Origin of the sequence: Pseudarthrobacter sulfonivorans, assembly GCF_031454915.1 — a bacterium.
GTDB lineage: Bacteria > Actinomycetota > Actinomycetes > Actinomycetales > Micrococcaceae > Arthrobacter > Arthrobacter sulfonivorans_C.
In genome coordinates this window covers 484,214-500,228 of record NZ_JAVDRS010000001.1, presented here as the reverse complement: position 1 = coordinate 500,228, position 16,015 = coordinate 484,214, and the positions used below count along the sequence as shown (strand labels likewise).

The window sequence follows — 16,015 nt, the reverse complement described above, 5'->3', positions numbered from 1 at the left end:
GGGAACTATGGTGGTTTCCATGAACGCGCACTCCAGTCCCTATACCCTTGCCAGCCAAACCGCCCAGGATTCCAGCAGCGGCCTGCCCACCGACGCCAGGTTGTACCTGTGCACCGATGCCCGCCGGGACCGCGGCGACTTTGGAGATTTTGTGGATGCGGCCTTTGCCGGCGGTGTGGACATCATCCAGCTCCGCGACAAGGGAATCGAGGCCGCCGAGGAGCTGGAACTGTTGGCGGTTCTTCAGGCAGCCGCCGCCCGGCACGGGCGGCTTTGGGCAGTCAATGACCGTGCCGACATCGCCATGTTGTCCGGTGCTCCCGTCTTCCATATCGGGCAGAAGGACCTGCCCGTGGCGTCGGCCCGCACCCTGCTCGGCGCCGGAGCCACGGTGGGCCTGTCCACCCACACCTCTGAACAGATCGAAGGTGCCATCCGGATGTCCGCGACGCTGACTGCCGACGGCGGCCTGGACTACTTCTGCGTCGGACCGGTGTGGGCCACACCCACCAAACCCGGCCGGGCCGCCGTCGGCCTTGACCTGGTCCGGTATGCAGCGGAGGCGGTCAGCGCTGCCGGCAGCACCCTGCCCTGGTTCGCGATCGGCGGCATCGACCTGGGCAACGTTGAGCAGGTGGTGGAGGCCGGGGCCGGCAGGATCGTGGTGGTGCGCGCCATCACGGAAGCCTCGGACCCCACCGCGGCGGCCGTGGCCCTCCTGGCAGCCCTGGATGCCGCCGCATCCTGAGAATCCAGCCCGCAGCGGGGCGGAGCGTGCACGATTCATGGAAATCGGGCTAACCTGAATTTCGTGTCACATCATCGGTTGGCCCCTAACGTCCACGAGCAGACCAATGCCCTCGAGGCAGCGCTGAGCGCCCTGCGGACGGAGCTGGAACTGCCGGGGCCTTACCCGGCGGAGGCGGTCCGGGACGCCGAGGCAGCCGTGGCTGCGCACCAGCTGCCGGCCACGGACCTGACGGCCGTTGAGTTCCTGACCATCGATCCGGCGTCGTCCACGGACCTTGACCAGGCGCTGTTCATCGAACGTGCCGGCGCCGGCTACCGGGTCCTGTATGCCATCGCGGACGTGCCCTCCTTTGTCCGCCCCGGCGGCGGCCTGGACGCCGAAACCCGCCGCCGCGGCCAGACGTTCTACGCCCCGGACGGCCGCATCCCCCTTCACCCTGAGGTCATCAGCGAAGGGGCCGGGAGCCTCCTGGCCGGGCAGCTGTGTGCAGCGTTCGTCTGGGACTTCGGGCTCGATGACGCCGCCCAGGTCTCCACTGTGACTATCCAGCGGGCCACCATCCGCAGCCGGGCCAAGTTGAACTACAAGGACGTCCAGGCCGAAATCGACGCCGGAACCGCCAGTCCCGTGCTGCAGCTCCTGAAGGAAGTGGGACTCAAACGCGTAGAGCTGGAACGGCAGCGCGGCGGTGCCAGTCTGAACATGCCGGAGCAGGAAATCGTGCAGACGCCCGACGGCGGCTACCGGATTGCCGCGGCGCCGCAGCTTCCGGTGGAGGACTGGAATGCGCAGATTTCCCTGATGACGGGAATGGCGGCAGCCAACCTGATGCTGGCGGGGAAAGTGGGCATCCTGCGCACCATGCCAGCCCCGGACGAGCGCTCACTCAGGCATTTCCGGCTCCAGACCGTGGCTCTCGGCAAGCCGTGGGACGGGAAAGCAAGCTACGGCGAGTACCTCCGCAGCCTGGATCCCACCGAGCCCCGGCAACTGGCTATCCTGCACTCCGCCGGCATGCTGTTCCGCGGAGCAAGCTACACCGCGTTCGACGGCAGCGTTCCGGAAGATGCCATCCAGTCAGCCATCGGCGCCGCCTATGCCCACACTACTGCGCCCCTCCGGCGGCTGATCGACCGCTTTGTCCTGGTGATCTGCGAGGCCCTGAGCAATGGCAAGCCGGTGCCCGGCTGGGCCCGCGAAGCGCTCTCCAGCCTGCCGGAAATCATGGCCGGATCCGACCAGCTGGCATCGCGGATGGAACGCATGGCGCTGGACACGGTGGAGGCCGCGCTGCTGGTCAACCACGTGGGCCAGGACTTCGACGCGATTGTCATTTCCGGGTCCAAGCCCCAGAAGGACAACGGGAACGGCAACGGCGGCAAAAACGGCAATGGCAAGAACGGAGCCGGCCCCTCGGGGGTCATCCAGATCGCCGAGCCCGCCGTGACTGCCCGCTGCGCCGGCGACCTGGAGTCCGGGACCAAGGTCCGGGTCCGCCTGATCTCCTCGGACATCGCCGCCCGTGAGGTGCACTTCGAGCTGCTGTCCTAGCCTGCATCCGCCCTGCCTGAACGGGCAAAGCCGGAGTTTTGGGTCCGTACGGCTAGACTGAAGAAGTAGATATGGATGCCCGGTCGTTGATTTCCTTGATTTTGAATTCAACAAGCCCGCCCCTACGCGATCTTGAGATTGACCCGCTGGTCACCAGTGCCAGCATTTAGATAGCCCGCGATCGGCTTCCACTGGATTTGCTTGCGCGCTTCGAGCGTGCTCCGGAACGGCCACGTTGGCCGGCCCGTTGAGCAGGCAGCGCCAATGCCCAAATGAATAAGGAAACTCACCTGTGAGTGAATTGCATACCCACCAGATCCTGACTGACGATTCCGGCATCGAAACGATCGAACCCGAAGAAACCATCATCTCGGACGAGAAGCCGCATGAGATCGAGGAGAAATCCTTCGCGGACTACAACGTCCGCGCCGATATTGTCGAGTCCCTGGCCGACGCCGGGATCACCCACCCGTTCCCCATCCAGGCCATGACACTGCCGGTTGCCCTCTCGGGCCACGACATCATCGGACAGGCCAAGACCGGCACCGGCAAGACCCTCGGCTTCGGCATCCCCGCGCTGCAGCGCGTGGTGGGTCCGGACGACGCCGGCTTCGACAAGCTCGCTGTTCCCGGCGCTCCGCAGGCCCTGGTCATCGTGCCTACCCGCGAACTGGCCGTCCAGGTGGCCAACGACCTCCAGAACGCGTCGCGGAAGCGCAATGCCCGCATCACCACCATCTACGGCGGCCGTGCCTACGAGCCCCAGGTGGAGGCCCTGCAGAAGGGCGTCGAGGTGGTGGTGGGCACCCCCGGCCGCCTCATCGACCTGTACAAGCAGAAGCACCTGGTGCTGAAGAACGTCAAGATAGTGATCCTTGACGAGGCTGACGAAATGCTGGACCTCGGCTTCCTCCCGGACGTCGAAACGCTCATCGCCGGTACGCCTGCGGTCCGCCAGACGCTCCTGTTCTCCGCCACCATGCCGGGCCCCGTCATCGCCATGGCCCGCCGCTACATGACGCAGCCCACCCACATCCGGGCAGCTGATCCCGAAGACGAGGGCCTCACCAAGCGCGATATCCGCCAGCTCATCTACCGTGCCCACAGCATGGACAAGGTTGAAGTTGTTGCCCGCATCCTGCAGGCGCGCGGCCGCGGCCGCACCATCATCTTCACCAAGACCAAGCGCACCGCCGCAAAGGTGGCCGAAGAACTGGTGGACCGCGGCTTCGCCGCCGCCGCCATCCACGGCGACCTGGGCCAGGGTGCCCGCGAGCAGGCTCTCCGCGCCTTCCGCAACAACAAGGTGGACGTCCTGGTTGCCACCGACGTCGCCGCCCGTGGCATCGACGTGGATGATGTCACCCACGTCATCAACTACCAGTGCGTCGAGGACGAAAAGATCTATCTGCACCGGGTGGGCCGCACCGGCCGCGCCGGCAACAAGGGCACCGCCGTGACCTTCGTGGACTGGGACGACATGCCGCGCTGGGGCCTGATCAACAAGGCCTTGGGCCTGAGCTACCCGGAACCGGTGGAGACGTACTCCTCCTCCCCGCACCTTTATGAAGAGCTGGACATCCCGGAAGGCACCAAGGGCCGCCTGCCCCGCAACAAGCGCACGCTCGCCGGTGTTGACGCCGAGGTCCTGGAGGACCTGGGCGAGACGGGCAAGAAGAACACGCGCGGCGGTGCACGGGATACAGCACGCGACGGCGGCCGTGACAGCGGACGCGACGCCGGCCGTTCAGGTGGGCGCGACAGCAGCCGCCGCAGTGGCGAGACGGGCGGCCGCTCCGGTGACCGCCGTCGTCGTACGTCCGATGCGGCGGCCGCCGGCACCGGGCCTGCCGCCGAGTCTGCTACTGCTGCTACGGCCGACGGCGAAGTGGACCCCCGTGCCCGCCGCAGCCGGACGCGCACCCGCCGCCGCAACGGCGAAGTAGTGGCCAGTGCCGACAACGGCTCGCAGCCCGGCAACGCGGAGGCCTAACAGCCTCGATGACTGACACCGTCTGGGCGCCGGACGGCAGCAACCTGGTGGTTCACGCGGATAACGCGGAGTTCCTCCCCTCGCTGCCGGACGGCGCCTTCACACTCATTTACGTGGACCCGCCGTTCAACACCGGCCGGGCCCAGACGCGCCAGGAAACCCGGATGGTGCTCAACACTGACGGTGACGGCGACCGCGTGGGCTTCAAGGGCCGCTCCTACGACACCATCAAGGGCGCCCTGCACCGCTACGATGACGCGTTCAGCGATTACTGGTCCTTCCTGGAGCCACGGCTCGTGGAAGCCTGGCGACTGCTGGCTGACGACGGCACGTTGTACCTCCATCTGGATTACCGGGAAGTCCATTACGCCAAGGTGATGCTGGATGCCATCTTCGGCCGCGAGTGCTTCCTGAACGAGATCATCTGGGCCTACGACTACGGGGCGCGCGCCAAATACCGCTGGCCCACCAAGCACGACAACATCCTCGTGTACGTCAAGAACCCGTCGAAGTACCACTTCGACAGCGCCGAGGTTGACCGGGAGCCCTATATGGCTCCAGGCCTGGTGACTCCTGCCAAGCGGGAGCTGGGGAAGCTGCCCACCGACGTCTGGTGGCACACCATCGTCTCCCCCACCGGCAAGGAAAAGACCGGCTACCCGACGCAGAAGCCCGAGGGCCTCATCCGCCGTGTAGTAGCCGCGTCCAGCCGGCCCGGTGACTGGTGCCTGGACTTCTTCGCGGGCTCCGGAACGCTCGGTGCCGTGGCGGCCAAGCTGGACCGGAAGTTCGTGTGCGTGGACCAGAACCAGCCCGCCATTGACGTTATGGCCAAGCGGTTGGGTGCCAAGGCGACCTTTACGTCGTTCCCGCCCAACTAGGTCAGGGGCGGACCACTGAGGTACCTGTGCCCAGCTCCTCGATCCGGGCCAGCACCTCCGCTGTGGTGAGATTCTCCCCGAGGAGATTGGGCTTGCCGGTGCCGTGGTAGTCCGATGAACCCGTCACCAGGAGTCCATGCTTGGCGGCGAGACCGCGCAGGAACTCGCGGCCTTCCTCAGGGTTGTCGCGGTGCTCGATCTCCAGGCCCACCAGGCCGGCGTCGATCATGTCCAGGTAGGTGCGCTCCCCCACAATGCGTCCGCGGGCTGACGCCACGGGATGGGCAAAGACGGGGACGCCTCCGGCTGCCCGCACAAGTTCGACGGCGGTTGCCGGGTCGGGTGCGTAGTGCTGGACAAAGTACCGCGAATGCGAGGTGAGGATGGACGTGAAGGCTTCCGAGCGGTCCGAGACCACGCCGGCCGCCACCAAGGCATCGGCGATGTGCGGACGTCCCAGCGTGGCCCCGGGAGCGACGTGGTGGATGACGTCGTCCCAGGTCAGCGGGTAGTCCTCGGCGAGCAGGGTTACCATCCGTTCTGCCCTGGTGAGGCGGGCATCCTTGGCCTTGGTGATTTCGTCGAGGAGCCCCGGGTGAACGGGATCGTGCAGGTAGCTCAGGAGGTGCACACTGATGCCCTGCTCCGTCCGGCAGGAGACTTCCATTCCGGGGACGAGGGCCACCCTGTGGTCCAACGCCGCGCGGGACGCCTCGGCCCAGCCGTCGGTGGAGTCGTGGTCGGTCAGGGCCACGACGTCCAGGCCCGCCCTGGCCGCCGAGGCCATGACGTCAGCAGGGGTTTCCGTGCCATCGGAAACGTTGGAGTGGGCATGCAGGTCAATCCTCACTTCCCCAGCCTAGTTGACCGCGTCCGGCCAGGCATTGGCCCCTTTGTCGCACATGCCCGGCTGCTGGTGAGACGATGGTGCCGTGAACGATGCCGAAAATACCCTGAACTCTGCTTCCCAGCCCCTCGACGAGCGCGTCAACAACCGCTCGCAGCGGCCCAGTTCCGATGCCTTCAAGGCCTTTATGGCCAGCAACTGGGCGCCCGCCGGCCAGCAGTTGCCGGCACGCGATGCCGTGGCCAACTATGCAGCGGCCCGGCGCAAGGCCATCTCCGACCAGTTCAAGGGCGAACGCCTGGTCATTCCCGCCGGCCCGCTGAAAGTCCGCTCCAACGACTGTGACTACCGCTTCCGCCCGCACTCCGGCTTCGCGCACCTCACCGGCCTGGGCCTGGACCACGAGCCGGACGCTGTCCTCATCCTGGAGCCGGCAGGGGAAGGAAAGGGCGACGACGGCGGGCACCACCGTGCCACCCTGTACTTCCGTCCGCTGGCTGGCCGGGATACGGAGCAGTTCTACGCCGATTCCCGCTCGGGGGAATTCTGGATCGGCGCCCGCCCCACGCTCGCTGAGTTCGAAGCCCGCCTGGGCCTGCCCACGGCGCACATCGATGCACTCGAATCAGCGATCACCAAGAACGTGGGTGCCCCGGAAATCGGCGGCATCTCCATCCGGCTGGTCCGCAAGGTGGATGAGAACATCGACGCGCTCGTGGACACGGCCCGCTACAACACCGCCAAGGACCCGGACAACCTGGACCTCGGCGTCCTCGACGCGTTGGACGAGAAGCTGTCCGAAGCCTTGTCCGAACTCCGCCTCCTGAAGGACGAGTGGGAAGTCGAACAGATGATGACGGCGGTGGCAGCCACCGTTGAAGGCTTTGTCGAAGTGGTCAAATCCCTTCCCCGCGCCCTGACGCACGCCCGCGGCGAACGCGTTGTGGAAGGAGCTTTCTTTGCGCGTGCCCGCGAAGTCGGCAACGAACTGGGCTACGACACCATCGCCGCAGCCGGCAACAACGCCACCGTGCTGCACTGGACCCGGAACACCGGCAGCATCAACGCCGGCGAACTGCTGCTGCTGGACGCCGGCGTGGAAGCCGACTCACTGTACACCGCGGACGTTACCCGGACCCTGCCGGCCAACGGCACATTCACGGCCGTCCAGCGCAAGATCTACGAGGCAGTCCTTGACGCGGCAGACGCCGGATTCGCCGCGGCACAGCCTGGCACCAAATTCCGCGACATCCACACTGCCGCCACCACTGTGCTCGCCGAACGCCTCGCGGAGTGGGGCTTGCTCCCCGTCAGCGTCGAGGAAGCCATCAGCCCTGAAGGCCAGCAGCACCGGCGGTGGATGCCGCACGGCACCAGCCACCACCTCGGCCTCGACGTTCACGACTGCGCCCAGGCCAAGCGGGAACTTTACCTCGACGGCATCCTCACGGCCGGCATGGTCTTCACCATCGAACCCGGCCTGTACTTCAAGAACGAGGACCTTGCCATCCCTGCGGAGTACCGCGGGATCGGCGTGCGGATCGAGGACGACATCCTGATGACGGCGGACGGTCCGGTCAACCTCAGCGCGGCGCTCCCCCGCAAGGCTGACGACGTCGAATCCTGGATGGCAGGCATTTACGGAGACGCTCACCACGCCGCGGCGGGCGGGGACACCGCCTGAGACTGGGGGGCGGCCGCACGCCGCTTTCGGGCCGCGCCCTGTCTAGCCTCCTTGGTGACGCTCTGATAAACAGTTTTTGGCAATCGCTTGCCAAAGTCTCCTCCTGATGAATACGCTGTGCGCGGAGAAAGAAATCGTAGACTGTGACTCAAGTCTGGGGTCTCTGCCGCAATGTATGTCTTCAAAGGAGAAGTCTCATGGGTATGTCCAAACCACGTCGCCTCGGTGCCATTGCCGCTGCGACTATTTCGGTCCTGATGCTTGCCGCTTGCGGCGGGTCGGGCGATTCAGGAGGCACAACCTCAGGCGCTTCCGGCGGCAAGGTGGACGGCACCGGCAAAACGCTCAACGTCCTGATGAATGTAACGGCCCAGTATCCCCAGGAGCAGCAGGCCTGGTTCAAGGAAATGAGCACGAAATTCAAGGCGGAAACCGGCGCCGACATCCAGTGGGAGACATTCGCCACGGCCAACGATGAGATGACCCGGATCCAGACCTCTGTGGTGTCCGGCCAAGGCCCCGACGTCTACGGCCTGGGCACCACTTTCACTCCCACGGCGTACTCCACCGGGGCGTTCGTGAAGCTGGCTGACAACGAATGGAACCAGCTCGGCGGCAAGGACAAGTTCGTTCCCGCTGCTCTGGGCATTTCCGGCCCGGACGAGGGCAATCAGATCGGCATCCCGTTCGTGAGCCGGCCGTTCGTGATGGCCTACAACACCGAGTTGCTGGCCGCTGCCGGCATTGAGAAGCCCGCCACCACCTGGGACGAATTCACCGAGCATGCCAAGAAGCTCACCACCGGCGACCAGTACGGCGTCGCTGTGGCCTACAAGGACAACTTCGACCCCTGGAAGTACATCTGGGGAATGTCCATCCAGGCCGGCAACCCCATCATTGACGGCGACAAGGTTCGCCTCGACGACCCCATCACCAAGAAGGCCTACGAGACCTACTTCGGGTGGGTTACCAAGGACAAGGTAGTTGACCCTGCCTCGGTCGGTTGGGCCAACCCGCAGGCCCTGGCAGCATTCGCCGCAGGCAAAGCAGGCTACTTTCCCATGACCTCGCCGCTGTCCATCCCCGCGCTGGATGCCTCGGCGGTCAAAGGCAAGTACAAGTACGCCCTGATGCCCACCGTCCCGCCGGGCGAGACCGCCAACCCCTCTGGCGGCCAGCCCGCTTCCAGCATCCTCTCCGGTGACAACCTTGTGGTGGCCGACTACTCAAAGCAGAAGGACCTCGCCTTTGCGTTCATCAAGATGATCACGGAGAAGGATGTCCAGCTCAACTACTTCAAGGTCTTCGGCCAGCTTCCAGCAAACGCGGAAGCCGCCAAGGAACTCGCCAGCAACGCAGTGATTGCGCCGGCTCTTGAGTCAGGTGCGAAGTCCGTGGCAACGCCCTTCAGCGGCGCTTGGGGCGATGTCCAGCTGTCACTGACCAATGTAGTGGTTCAATCCATCCCGGACCTTTCCTCGGGCGAAGTCAGCGATTCCAGCCTGACACAGCGGCTCAAGGACGAACAGGCCAAGTCGCAGACGGCACTGGACCGGGCCAAGAAGTAGGACCAACCGAACAACTGCGGAAGGTACCGAAATGGCTAGCAGCGTCACAGAGCCCCGGCCGTCGGGCAACAGTCCGGCGGCCGGGGCGGCCGCCGGACCCGGCGAGCCCACGCCCGGCGGGAAACCCCGGAAGGCACTGAGCGAAAAGAACAGACCGCTGTGGCTTCTGATTCCCGGCGGGCTCCTGATGACCGTTGTCATCCTCATCCCGTTGGCCATGGGGATCTGGATGTCCCTGATCGATCTCGATCAGTACACCCTGCGCCGGTGGGTCAGTGCCGAATTCATCGGCATCCAAAACTACGTCGAAGCGGCGCTGAGCAGTGACCTGCTCCGCTCCATCTGGCTGTCCGTGTCCTTCGCAGTGATCTCCACCCTGGTAACCGTTCCGCTGGGGGTGGCTGCTGCCGTCGTCACACAGAACGCCTACCGTGGCCGCGCCCTGGTGCGATCAGTCTTCCTGATCCCCTACGTCCTGCCGTCGTTCGTGGTGGCCAGCGTATGGCGGACCATGTTGCAGCCGGACGGCATCGTGAATGTGACGCTGACCAACATCGGAATGGACGGCGGACTGTGGCTCAACGGTCCCAATTCGTACTGGACGCTGGTGTGGGTGGAAATCTGGGCGGCCTGGCCGTTCATCTACCTGTTGGCGCTGTCCGGCCTGCAGGCTGTTGACCACGAGGTCCACGAGGCCTCGGCGCTCGACGGGGCGCTGTGGTGGAACAAGCTGCGGTACGTGATCTTCCCCTACCTGAAGGGGCCCGTCTCGCTCGCTTTCCTCCTTGCAACGCTGAACCACATCAACAACTTCACCCTCCCGTATGTACTGTTCGGGGCGCCGGCGCCATCCGATGTGAATGTGCTGCCGATCCTGGTCTACGTCACCAGCTTCCAGAGCTTCCGGTTTGGCCTCAGCGCAGCCATGGCGGTTGTTTCACTGATCCTGATTGCCATTCCGCTCTTCATCTACCTGCGCGCAGTCCGGCTTGACGTGCACGAGGGAGGAAAGAAATGACCATCGACGCAGCAAACCCGATCGAGCGGCAGACGAAACAACCCATCCGGCGTGATGCGGCCCTGGAGGTCACCCGCCTTATGCCGCGGCCACTGCTGGCGGTTATCACCATCCTGCTCTGCGCCCTGGTACTGATTCCCATCCTGTACATCTTCCTGGCGTCACTTAACACGGACGTGGGCGTCGCCAGTGGCGAGTTCTGGCCCAGCAGCTTCTCTTTGGACAGCTACAACAAGATCTGGGATTCCGTGGGCCTGGCGAAGGCCATCGGGAACAGCCTGATCGTCTCCGGTGCCACGGCAGTGGTTTCGGCCCTGATGGCGATCGGCACGGCGTACGTGCTGGTCCGGTTTGAGTTCCGGGGGCGACTGACGGTGCTGCGCGGGCTGCTGGGTCTCCAGTCCATCCCGGGAACCCTCATGCTCCTGCCCGTATTCGTGCTGTTCTCTTCGGCAGGAACCTACCTGGGTGTGACCGTCATCGGCACCCTTTGGGGCCTGTTTATCGCGTACCTGACGTTCGCCCTGCCGTTCTCAACCTGGGTGATGGTCACTTATCTTCGGGGACTGCCACGGGAACTGGAGGAGGCGGCGCGCATTGATGGTGCCTCCAACCTCGGGATCCTCTTCAGGATCATCATCCCGCTCAGCTGGCCCGGCATCATCGTCTCGGCAATCTTCGCCTTCCTGCTCGGCTGGAATGATGTTCTGTTCGCGTCGGTGTTCACCCGCCCGGACACGCACACCGCGGCAGTAGCACTGCAGGTCTTCGCGTCAGCCGTGGAGGGTGGCGCGATCCCCGTGTATTCGCAGATGATGGCGGCATCGCTGGTCTGTGCCGTCCCTGTGGTGGTGCTCTACTTCATGTTCCAGAAGTACCTCGTAGGCGGCCTGACAGCCGGCAGCGTCAAATAGCCGGAGGAACCACCCGAGACAAAAAAGAACTCCGCCCGGCCCCAGTGATCCCAGGAGTGATCCCAGGTTCGGACGGAGTTCTTTTGTGCATCACGGCCTAGGACGCGGACTCACCGTTGTCCTTGGCGGAGTCTGGCTGGCGCTGGTCCGAGGCAGGCTCGTCTGAAGCGGGCTGCTGGCCCGAAGCGGACTGGCCCGTACCGGGCTGAGCCGCGACCCGGACACCATACTGGGGCCGGCCGTCCGGAAGGTCGGGGTAGCGGACCGCCGCGACGGGCGCGGGCTGGGGCGCAGCATCTGGCTGGCCGCCCTGTCCTGCGCCGGCAGCGTCGCGCTGGCCGGCGTCATGTCCTGGCGTGCCGGCAGCCGGAGTGACTGGTCCCTGCTGGCCGTAGGGGTCGTTCCAGCCCGAGGGGCGGACAGGTGCCTGGCCCGGCTGACCAGGCTGGTTGCCCGGGCCGCCCTGCTGACCCGGCTGGCCGTAGTGCGGATTCTGGTAGCCCTGCGGCGTGTAGGGAGCGGCGGCCGCGTCCGAGCGGGTCATGGGCAGCTGCTGGAGCAGGCGGCGCGCCTCGTGGGCGGCCTCCACCGACACCACAACGTCGTAGTTCGTGGCGACCACTTGGCTGGTTGAGGTGAAATCCCGCTTTCCGCGCTGCATGGCATACGTGACGATGCCGAACAGCATAAAGAAAGCAGCACCCATCAGCACTGACGCGAGAATGGAGAAGTAGCCAGGCGACGGTGCAAAGAAGGACAGCATCACGCCGACGAACAAGCCGAACCACATGCCGCTGAGCGCGCCGGAGAGGGCCACCCGCGGATAGCTGAGGCGGCCTGTTACGCGCTCGACCATTTTGAGTTCGTTGCCCACGATGGAAACCATCTGGACCGGGAACTGCTGGTCGGCGAGGTAGTCCACCGCCTTCTGGGCATCCAAGTAGGAGGTGTACGAGCCGACGGTGTCACCGGCCGGAACCGCGCGGGCGTCGTCCGGCCCGTTGGGGCCACCGGCTTTGGGAGCACCAAAAATGTTTGACATACACCCATTCTTGCCCATCAGCATGTGTGCCGCCTGCAAATTCAGCTAAAAGAGAGCAGACTCGGTAGCCTGTAAGCGTGAGCACAAATCTTTCGCGCGTCTTTGTGGCCCGCCTTCTGGGTCTTGATGTCTTCGACCCCTTGGGCGACCGCCTGGGGCGGTTGCGTGATGTTGTGGTGCTCTCCCGCGGAAGCCGCGGCGCCCCGCACGTGGTGGGTATCGTCGTCGAAGTTCCCGGCAAGAAGCGCGTCTTCGTGCCGATGACGCGCATCACCTCGATCGACCAGACGCAGATCATCTGCACCGGGCTGGTCAACCTTCGCCGCTTTGAACAGCGCGGCGCCGAAACCCTGGTTGTCGCGGAAATGTTCGACCGCCGGGTCACGCTGCGGGACGGCAGCGGCGACGCCACCATCGAGGACATCGCCATGGACCAGCATCGCTCCCGCGACTGGTTCGTCAGCAAGCTGTTTGTCCGCCGGGGCCACTCGCTCTCCCCGCTCAGCCGGCTGCGGCGCAACGAGACCATGATCATTGACTGGGCCGATGCCCTCCAGGGCGCCCGCACCGAGCCGCAGGCGGCCACGCAGTTTGTGGCCAACCACGAGGACCTCAAGCCCGCGGACTTCGCCGAAGCGCTGCAGGAGATGAGCGATAAGCGCCGTTTCGAAGTGGCCAGCGAGCTCCAGGATGAACGGCTCGCCGACGTCCTGCAGGAACTCCCCGAGGATGACCAGGTGGAAATCCTTTCGGCCCTTGACGTCCAGCGCGCCGCTGATGTCCTGGAAGAGATGGATCCGGACGACGCCGCCGACCTCCTCGGCGAGCTGCCGTCCGCCCAGGCGGAGCAACTCCTGCAGCTGATGGAACCCGAAGGCGCGGAGGACGTGCGGCGCCTGCTCGAATACGACGAGGACACCGCCGGCGGGCTCATGACGCCGGTTCCGGTCATCCTGCCACCCGAGGCGACTGTGGCCGAGGCCCTGGCCCACGTCAGGCGCGAGGAACTGTCGCCCGCCCTCGCGTCGTCGATCTTCATTACCCGGCCGCCGCTCGAGACACCCACCGGCCGTTTCCTCGGGGTGGTGCACATCCAGCAACTTTTGCGCTTCCCGCCGTTCGAGCCGCTGGGCAATCTGGTGGACAAGAACCTTGAGCCGTTGTCGGACCAGGCCCACATCAGTGAGGTGGCAAGGACGCTGGCAACCTACAACTTGAATTCCCTCCCCGTGGTCAATGATGACGGCCGCCTTGTGGGGGCGGTGACTGTTGATGACGTTTTGGATCATCTGTTGCCGGATGACTGGCGCGCCTATGATGGCGAGGCCCCGATAAGAAAACTGGGAGGCCGCATTGGCTGACACCGGCGCCCCCAAGAATCCCGGCGGCCAGCGCGGCCAAGGGAAAGCACCAGCCAAGGGTGGCCTGGATACGCCCCTGAGTGGCCGCCAGCGCATCCTGCCGAAGTTCTCACCCAACCCCGATGCCTTTGGCCATGCCACTGAAGGCTTCGCCCGGTTCATGGGCACCCCGCAGTTCCTTGTCTACATGACGGTCTTTGTGGTGGTCTGGCTGGTCTGGAACACCTGGGCCCCGCAGGAGTGGCAGTTCGACTCCCGCCTACTCGGCTACACCCTGTTGACGCTTATGCTTTCGCTTCAGGCCTCGTATGCCGCCCCGCTGTTGCTGCTGGCCCAGAACCGGCAGGACGACAGGGACCGCGTTTCACTCCAGCAGGACCGGCAGCGGGCAGAGCGCAACCTCTCCGACACCGAATACCTCACCCGGGAGCTGGCTTCGCTGCGCATTGCCCTCCGCGAAGTGGCCACCCGGGATTACGTCCGGGCGGAACTGCGCTCGCTCCTTGAAGACATGCTGGAAGCGCAGGAGGAACTGCGCACGCACGACCCCGCCGGATCCGGCAGCCACGAGTCGCCCCGTGACAAGGTCAAGGAAAAGTTGAAGGAAAAGCGCGACAAACAGCGGAGCCCCCGCACGCAGCAGATGCCGAAGGTTAAACCAAGCCACGTCGCGACGGCCCCCGCAGCCGGCGCAATCGACACTCCCGCCGGCCCCAAGCACACCCCTACCCCCGAAAGCTGAGCCCTGCCCGCATGAGCGCCACCCTGGAGCAGGCAGTCCACGCTGCGCTGGCTACCGTGATCGATCCTGAGCTCCGCCGTCCCATCACCGAACTGGGCATGGTGGAGTCCGTGGACATCACTGCCGAGGGCCGGGTACGGCTGGCGGTCCTGCTCACCATCGCCGGTTGTCCCCTGCGGGACACCATCACAGCCGATTCCGAAAAGGCGCTGTCCGCGGTTTCCGGCGTGACCGCCGTCGACGTTGAACTGAAGGTGATGAACCAGGCTCAGCGGGATGCCCTGAAAGAGCAGCTGCGCGGCGCCGGGGGCCAGCGCGGCATCCCGTTCAATGAGCCGGGGTCACTGACCAAGGTCTTCGCCGTGGCCAGCGGAAAAGGCGGCGTCGGCAAGTCCTCCCTCACCGTGAACCTGGCCTGTGCCCTCGCCGCGCAGGGGCTTCGGGTAGGGATCGTGGACGCCGATGTCTATGGCTTCTCCGTTCCTGGCCTGATGGGCATCACGCAGGCGCCCACTCGGGTTGACGACATGATCCTGCCGCCGGTTGCATACGGCGTGAAGGTGATCTCCATCGGCATGTTCGTCAGCGGCAACCAGCCTGTCGCCTGGCGCGGCCCGATGCTCCACCGCGCCTTGGAGCAGTTTCTGACCGACGTCTACTTCGGTGACCTCGATGCCCTGTTCCTCGACCTGCCTCCCGGCACCGGCGACATCGCGATTTCCGTGGCCCAATTGCTGCCCAAGGCGGAGATCCTGGTGGTCACTACGCCACAGGCGGCAGCCGCCGACGTCGCCGAGCGGGCCGGTGCCATCGCCACCCAGACGGGACAGTCGGTGGCCGGAGTCATCGAGAACATGTCGTACCTGGAAATGCCCGACGGCGGGCGGATGGAACTGTTCGGAAGCGGCGGTGGAGCGGTCCTCGCCGAAAGGCTCACCGCGACAGTGGGCGCCGACGTTCCGCTCCTGGGACAGATTCCGCTGGACATACTGCTGCGGGAGGGCGGCGACGCCGGCGCGCCCATTGTGCTGAGCCGGCCGGAGACTCCGGCGGCGATTGCCCTGAACGGGATAGCCGGCAAACTTGCTGCCAAACCGCGTGGCCTGGCCGGATTGAAGCTGGGGCTGCAGCCCCGCTGACGCACGGCGTCCGCCGCGAGGCGCCGGCGCCCGCGTGAAAGCCGCGGGGCTTTAGGTGGCTTCGGTGTCGAACGGCGCCGCAGTGCCCGGCGGCAACGTCTGGACAACGCGCCCGGGCCGGGAGGTGACTGCCGGCGCGCTGGCGGCAGCAGTTACGGCAGCTCCGGAGACGGCAGCCGCAGCGGCGGGAGCCCCGGCACTGACAGGTTTTGTGTCGTCGTCCAGCAACGCTTCCTTGATGATGCGCCGCGGATCGTACTGCCGGGGATCGTACTTCTTCCAGTCGACATCCTCGATGTCGATGCCCACTTCTTCTTTGATCTGCTCCCGGGCGCCGGAGGCCATGCGGCGGACTTCCTTCACCAGGTTCGCAAGTTTCTGGGTGTATTCGGGCAGCCGCTGGGGACCGATCACCAGGATGCCGATGATCAGGAGCAGGAAGAACTCAGGGCCGTTGATTCCAAACACTTTAGGAAGATTACCCTCTCCGAAGCCGCTCTGACGATTCGTGCCCTCCGGGCCGG

Annotated in this window: 14 protein-coding genes; 11 read left to right on the top strand and 3 right to left on the bottom strand. The window is 65.4% G+C overall.

Features of this window, described 5'->3' with window-relative positions:
* Window positions 1-19 precede the first annotated feature (19 nt).
* The 4 genes from thiE (at window position 20) to J2808_RS02265 (ending at window position 5,176) form a co-directional block, all read left to right on the top strand.
* Window positions 20-748 carry a thiamine phosphate synthase gene (thiE, locus tag J2808_RS02280; RefSeq protein WP_309810988.1) on the top strand — a complete coding sequence of 243 codons (729 nt, stop codon included), beginning with the start codon at window positions 20-22 and terminating at the stop codon, window positions 746-748.
* A gap of 63 nt (window positions 749-811) precedes the next feature.
* Entirely contained in the window at window positions 812-2,302 is a 1,491-nt protein-coding gene (locus J2808_RS02275; RefSeq protein ID WP_309810984.1) for an RNB domain-containing ribonuclease, read from the top strand.
* 292 nt (window positions 2,303-2,594) lie between these two features.
* The gene (locus J2808_RS02270; RefSeq protein ID WP_309810981.1) at window positions 2,595-4,295 is read left to right on the top strand and encodes a DEAD/DEAH box helicase; all 1,701 of its coding nucleotides are present in this window, start codon (window positions 2,595-2,597) and stop codon (window positions 4,293-4,295) included.
* 8 nt (window positions 4,296-4,303) lie between these two features.
* The gene (locus J2808_RS02265; protein ID WP_309810978.1) at window positions 4,304-5,176 is read left to right on the top strand and encodes a DNA-methyltransferase; all 873 of its coding nucleotides are present in this window, start codon (window positions 4,304-4,306) and stop codon (window positions 5,174-5,176) included.
* A gap of 1 nt (window position 5,177) precedes the next feature.
* Here the strand turns inward: J2808_RS02265 and J2808_RS02260 are convergent, their stop codons facing one another.
* Complete coding sequence (locus J2808_RS02260) at window positions 5,178-6,026, bottom strand: PHP domain-containing protein (protein ID WP_309810975.1); 849 nt, start codon at window positions 6,024-6,026, stop codon at window positions 5,178-5,180.
* An 82-nt stretch (window positions 6,027-6,108) separates the two neighbouring features.
* On the opposite strand from J2808_RS02260, the gene J2808_RS02255 reads away from it, so the two are divergent.
* The 4 genes from J2808_RS02255 to J2808_RS02240 all read left to right on the top strand — a co-directional run bounded on the left by J2808_RS02255 (window position 6,109) and on the right by J2808_RS02240 (window position 11,207).
* Window positions 6,109-7,707 carry an aminopeptidase P family protein gene (locus J2808_RS02255; RefSeq protein ID WP_309810972.1) on the top strand — a complete coding sequence of 533 codons (1,599 nt, stop codon included), beginning with the start codon at window positions 6,109-6,111 and terminating at the stop codon, window positions 7,705-7,707.
* A gap of 197 nt (window positions 7,708-7,904) precedes the next feature.
* Window positions 7,905-9,275, top strand: a complete 1,371-nt coding sequence (locus J2808_RS02250; RefSeq protein WP_397427963.1) for an ABC transporter substrate-binding protein — start codon at window positions 7,905-7,907, stop codon at window positions 9,273-9,275.
* 31 nt (window positions 9,276-9,306) lie between these two features.
* Window positions 9,307-10,293 (top strand): carbohydrate ABC transporter permease, encoded by a 987-nt coding sequence (locus tag J2808_RS02245; RefSeq protein WP_309810969.1) that lies wholly within the window; start codon window positions 9,307-9,309, stop codon window positions 10,291-10,293.
* An 80-nt stretch (window positions 10,294-10,373) separates the two neighbouring features.
* Window positions 10,374-11,207 carry a carbohydrate ABC transporter permease gene (locus tag J2808_RS02240; protein ID WP_309811824.1) on the top strand — a complete coding sequence of 278 codons (834 nt, stop codon included), beginning with the start codon at window positions 10,374-10,376 and terminating at the stop codon, window positions 11,205-11,207.
* A gap of 97 nt (window positions 11,208-11,304) precedes the next feature.
* Here the strand turns inward: J2808_RS02240 and J2808_RS02235 are convergent, their stop codons facing one another.
* Complete coding sequence (locus tag J2808_RS02235) at window positions 11,305-12,249, bottom strand: YflT domain-containing protein (RefSeq protein ID WP_309810966.1); 945 nt, start codon at window positions 12,247-12,249, stop codon at window positions 11,305-11,307.
* 77 nt (window positions 12,250-12,326) lie between these two features.
* On the opposite strand from J2808_RS02235, the gene J2808_RS02230 reads away from it, so the two are divergent.
* The 3 genes from J2808_RS02230 to J2808_RS02220 are packed head-to-tail and all read left to right on the top strand — an operon-like array spanning window position 12,327 to window position 15,491.
* On the top strand, window positions 12,327-13,610 hold the full coding sequence (locus J2808_RS02230) for a magnesium transporter MgtE N-terminal domain-containing protein (protein ID WP_309810963.1): 1,284 nt from the start codon (window positions 12,327-12,329) through the stop codon (window positions 13,608-13,610).
* Complete coding sequence (locus J2808_RS02225) at window positions 13,603-14,352, top strand: DUF1003 domain-containing protein (RefSeq protein WP_397427962.1); 750 nt, start codon at window positions 13,603-13,605, stop codon at window positions 14,350-14,352. Before J2808_RS02230 ends, J2808_RS02225 begins: the two co-directional genes overlap by 8 nt.
* 11 nt (window positions 14,353-14,363) lie before the next feature.
* Window positions 14,364-15,491, top strand: coding sequence for an Mrp/NBP35 family ATP-binding protein (locus J2808_RS02220; protein ID WP_309810960.1), 1,128 nt, complete (start codon window positions 14,364-14,366; stop codon window positions 15,489-15,491).
* Between the two features lie 51 nt (window positions 15,492-15,542).
* Here the strand turns inward: J2808_RS02220 and J2808_RS02215 are convergent, their stop codons facing one another.
* Window positions 15,543-15,959, bottom strand: coding sequence for a Sec-independent protein translocase family protein (locus J2808_RS02215; protein WP_309810957.1), 417 nt, complete (start codon window positions 15,957-15,959; stop codon window positions 15,543-15,545).
* Window positions 15,960-16,015: the final 56 nt, after the last annotated feature.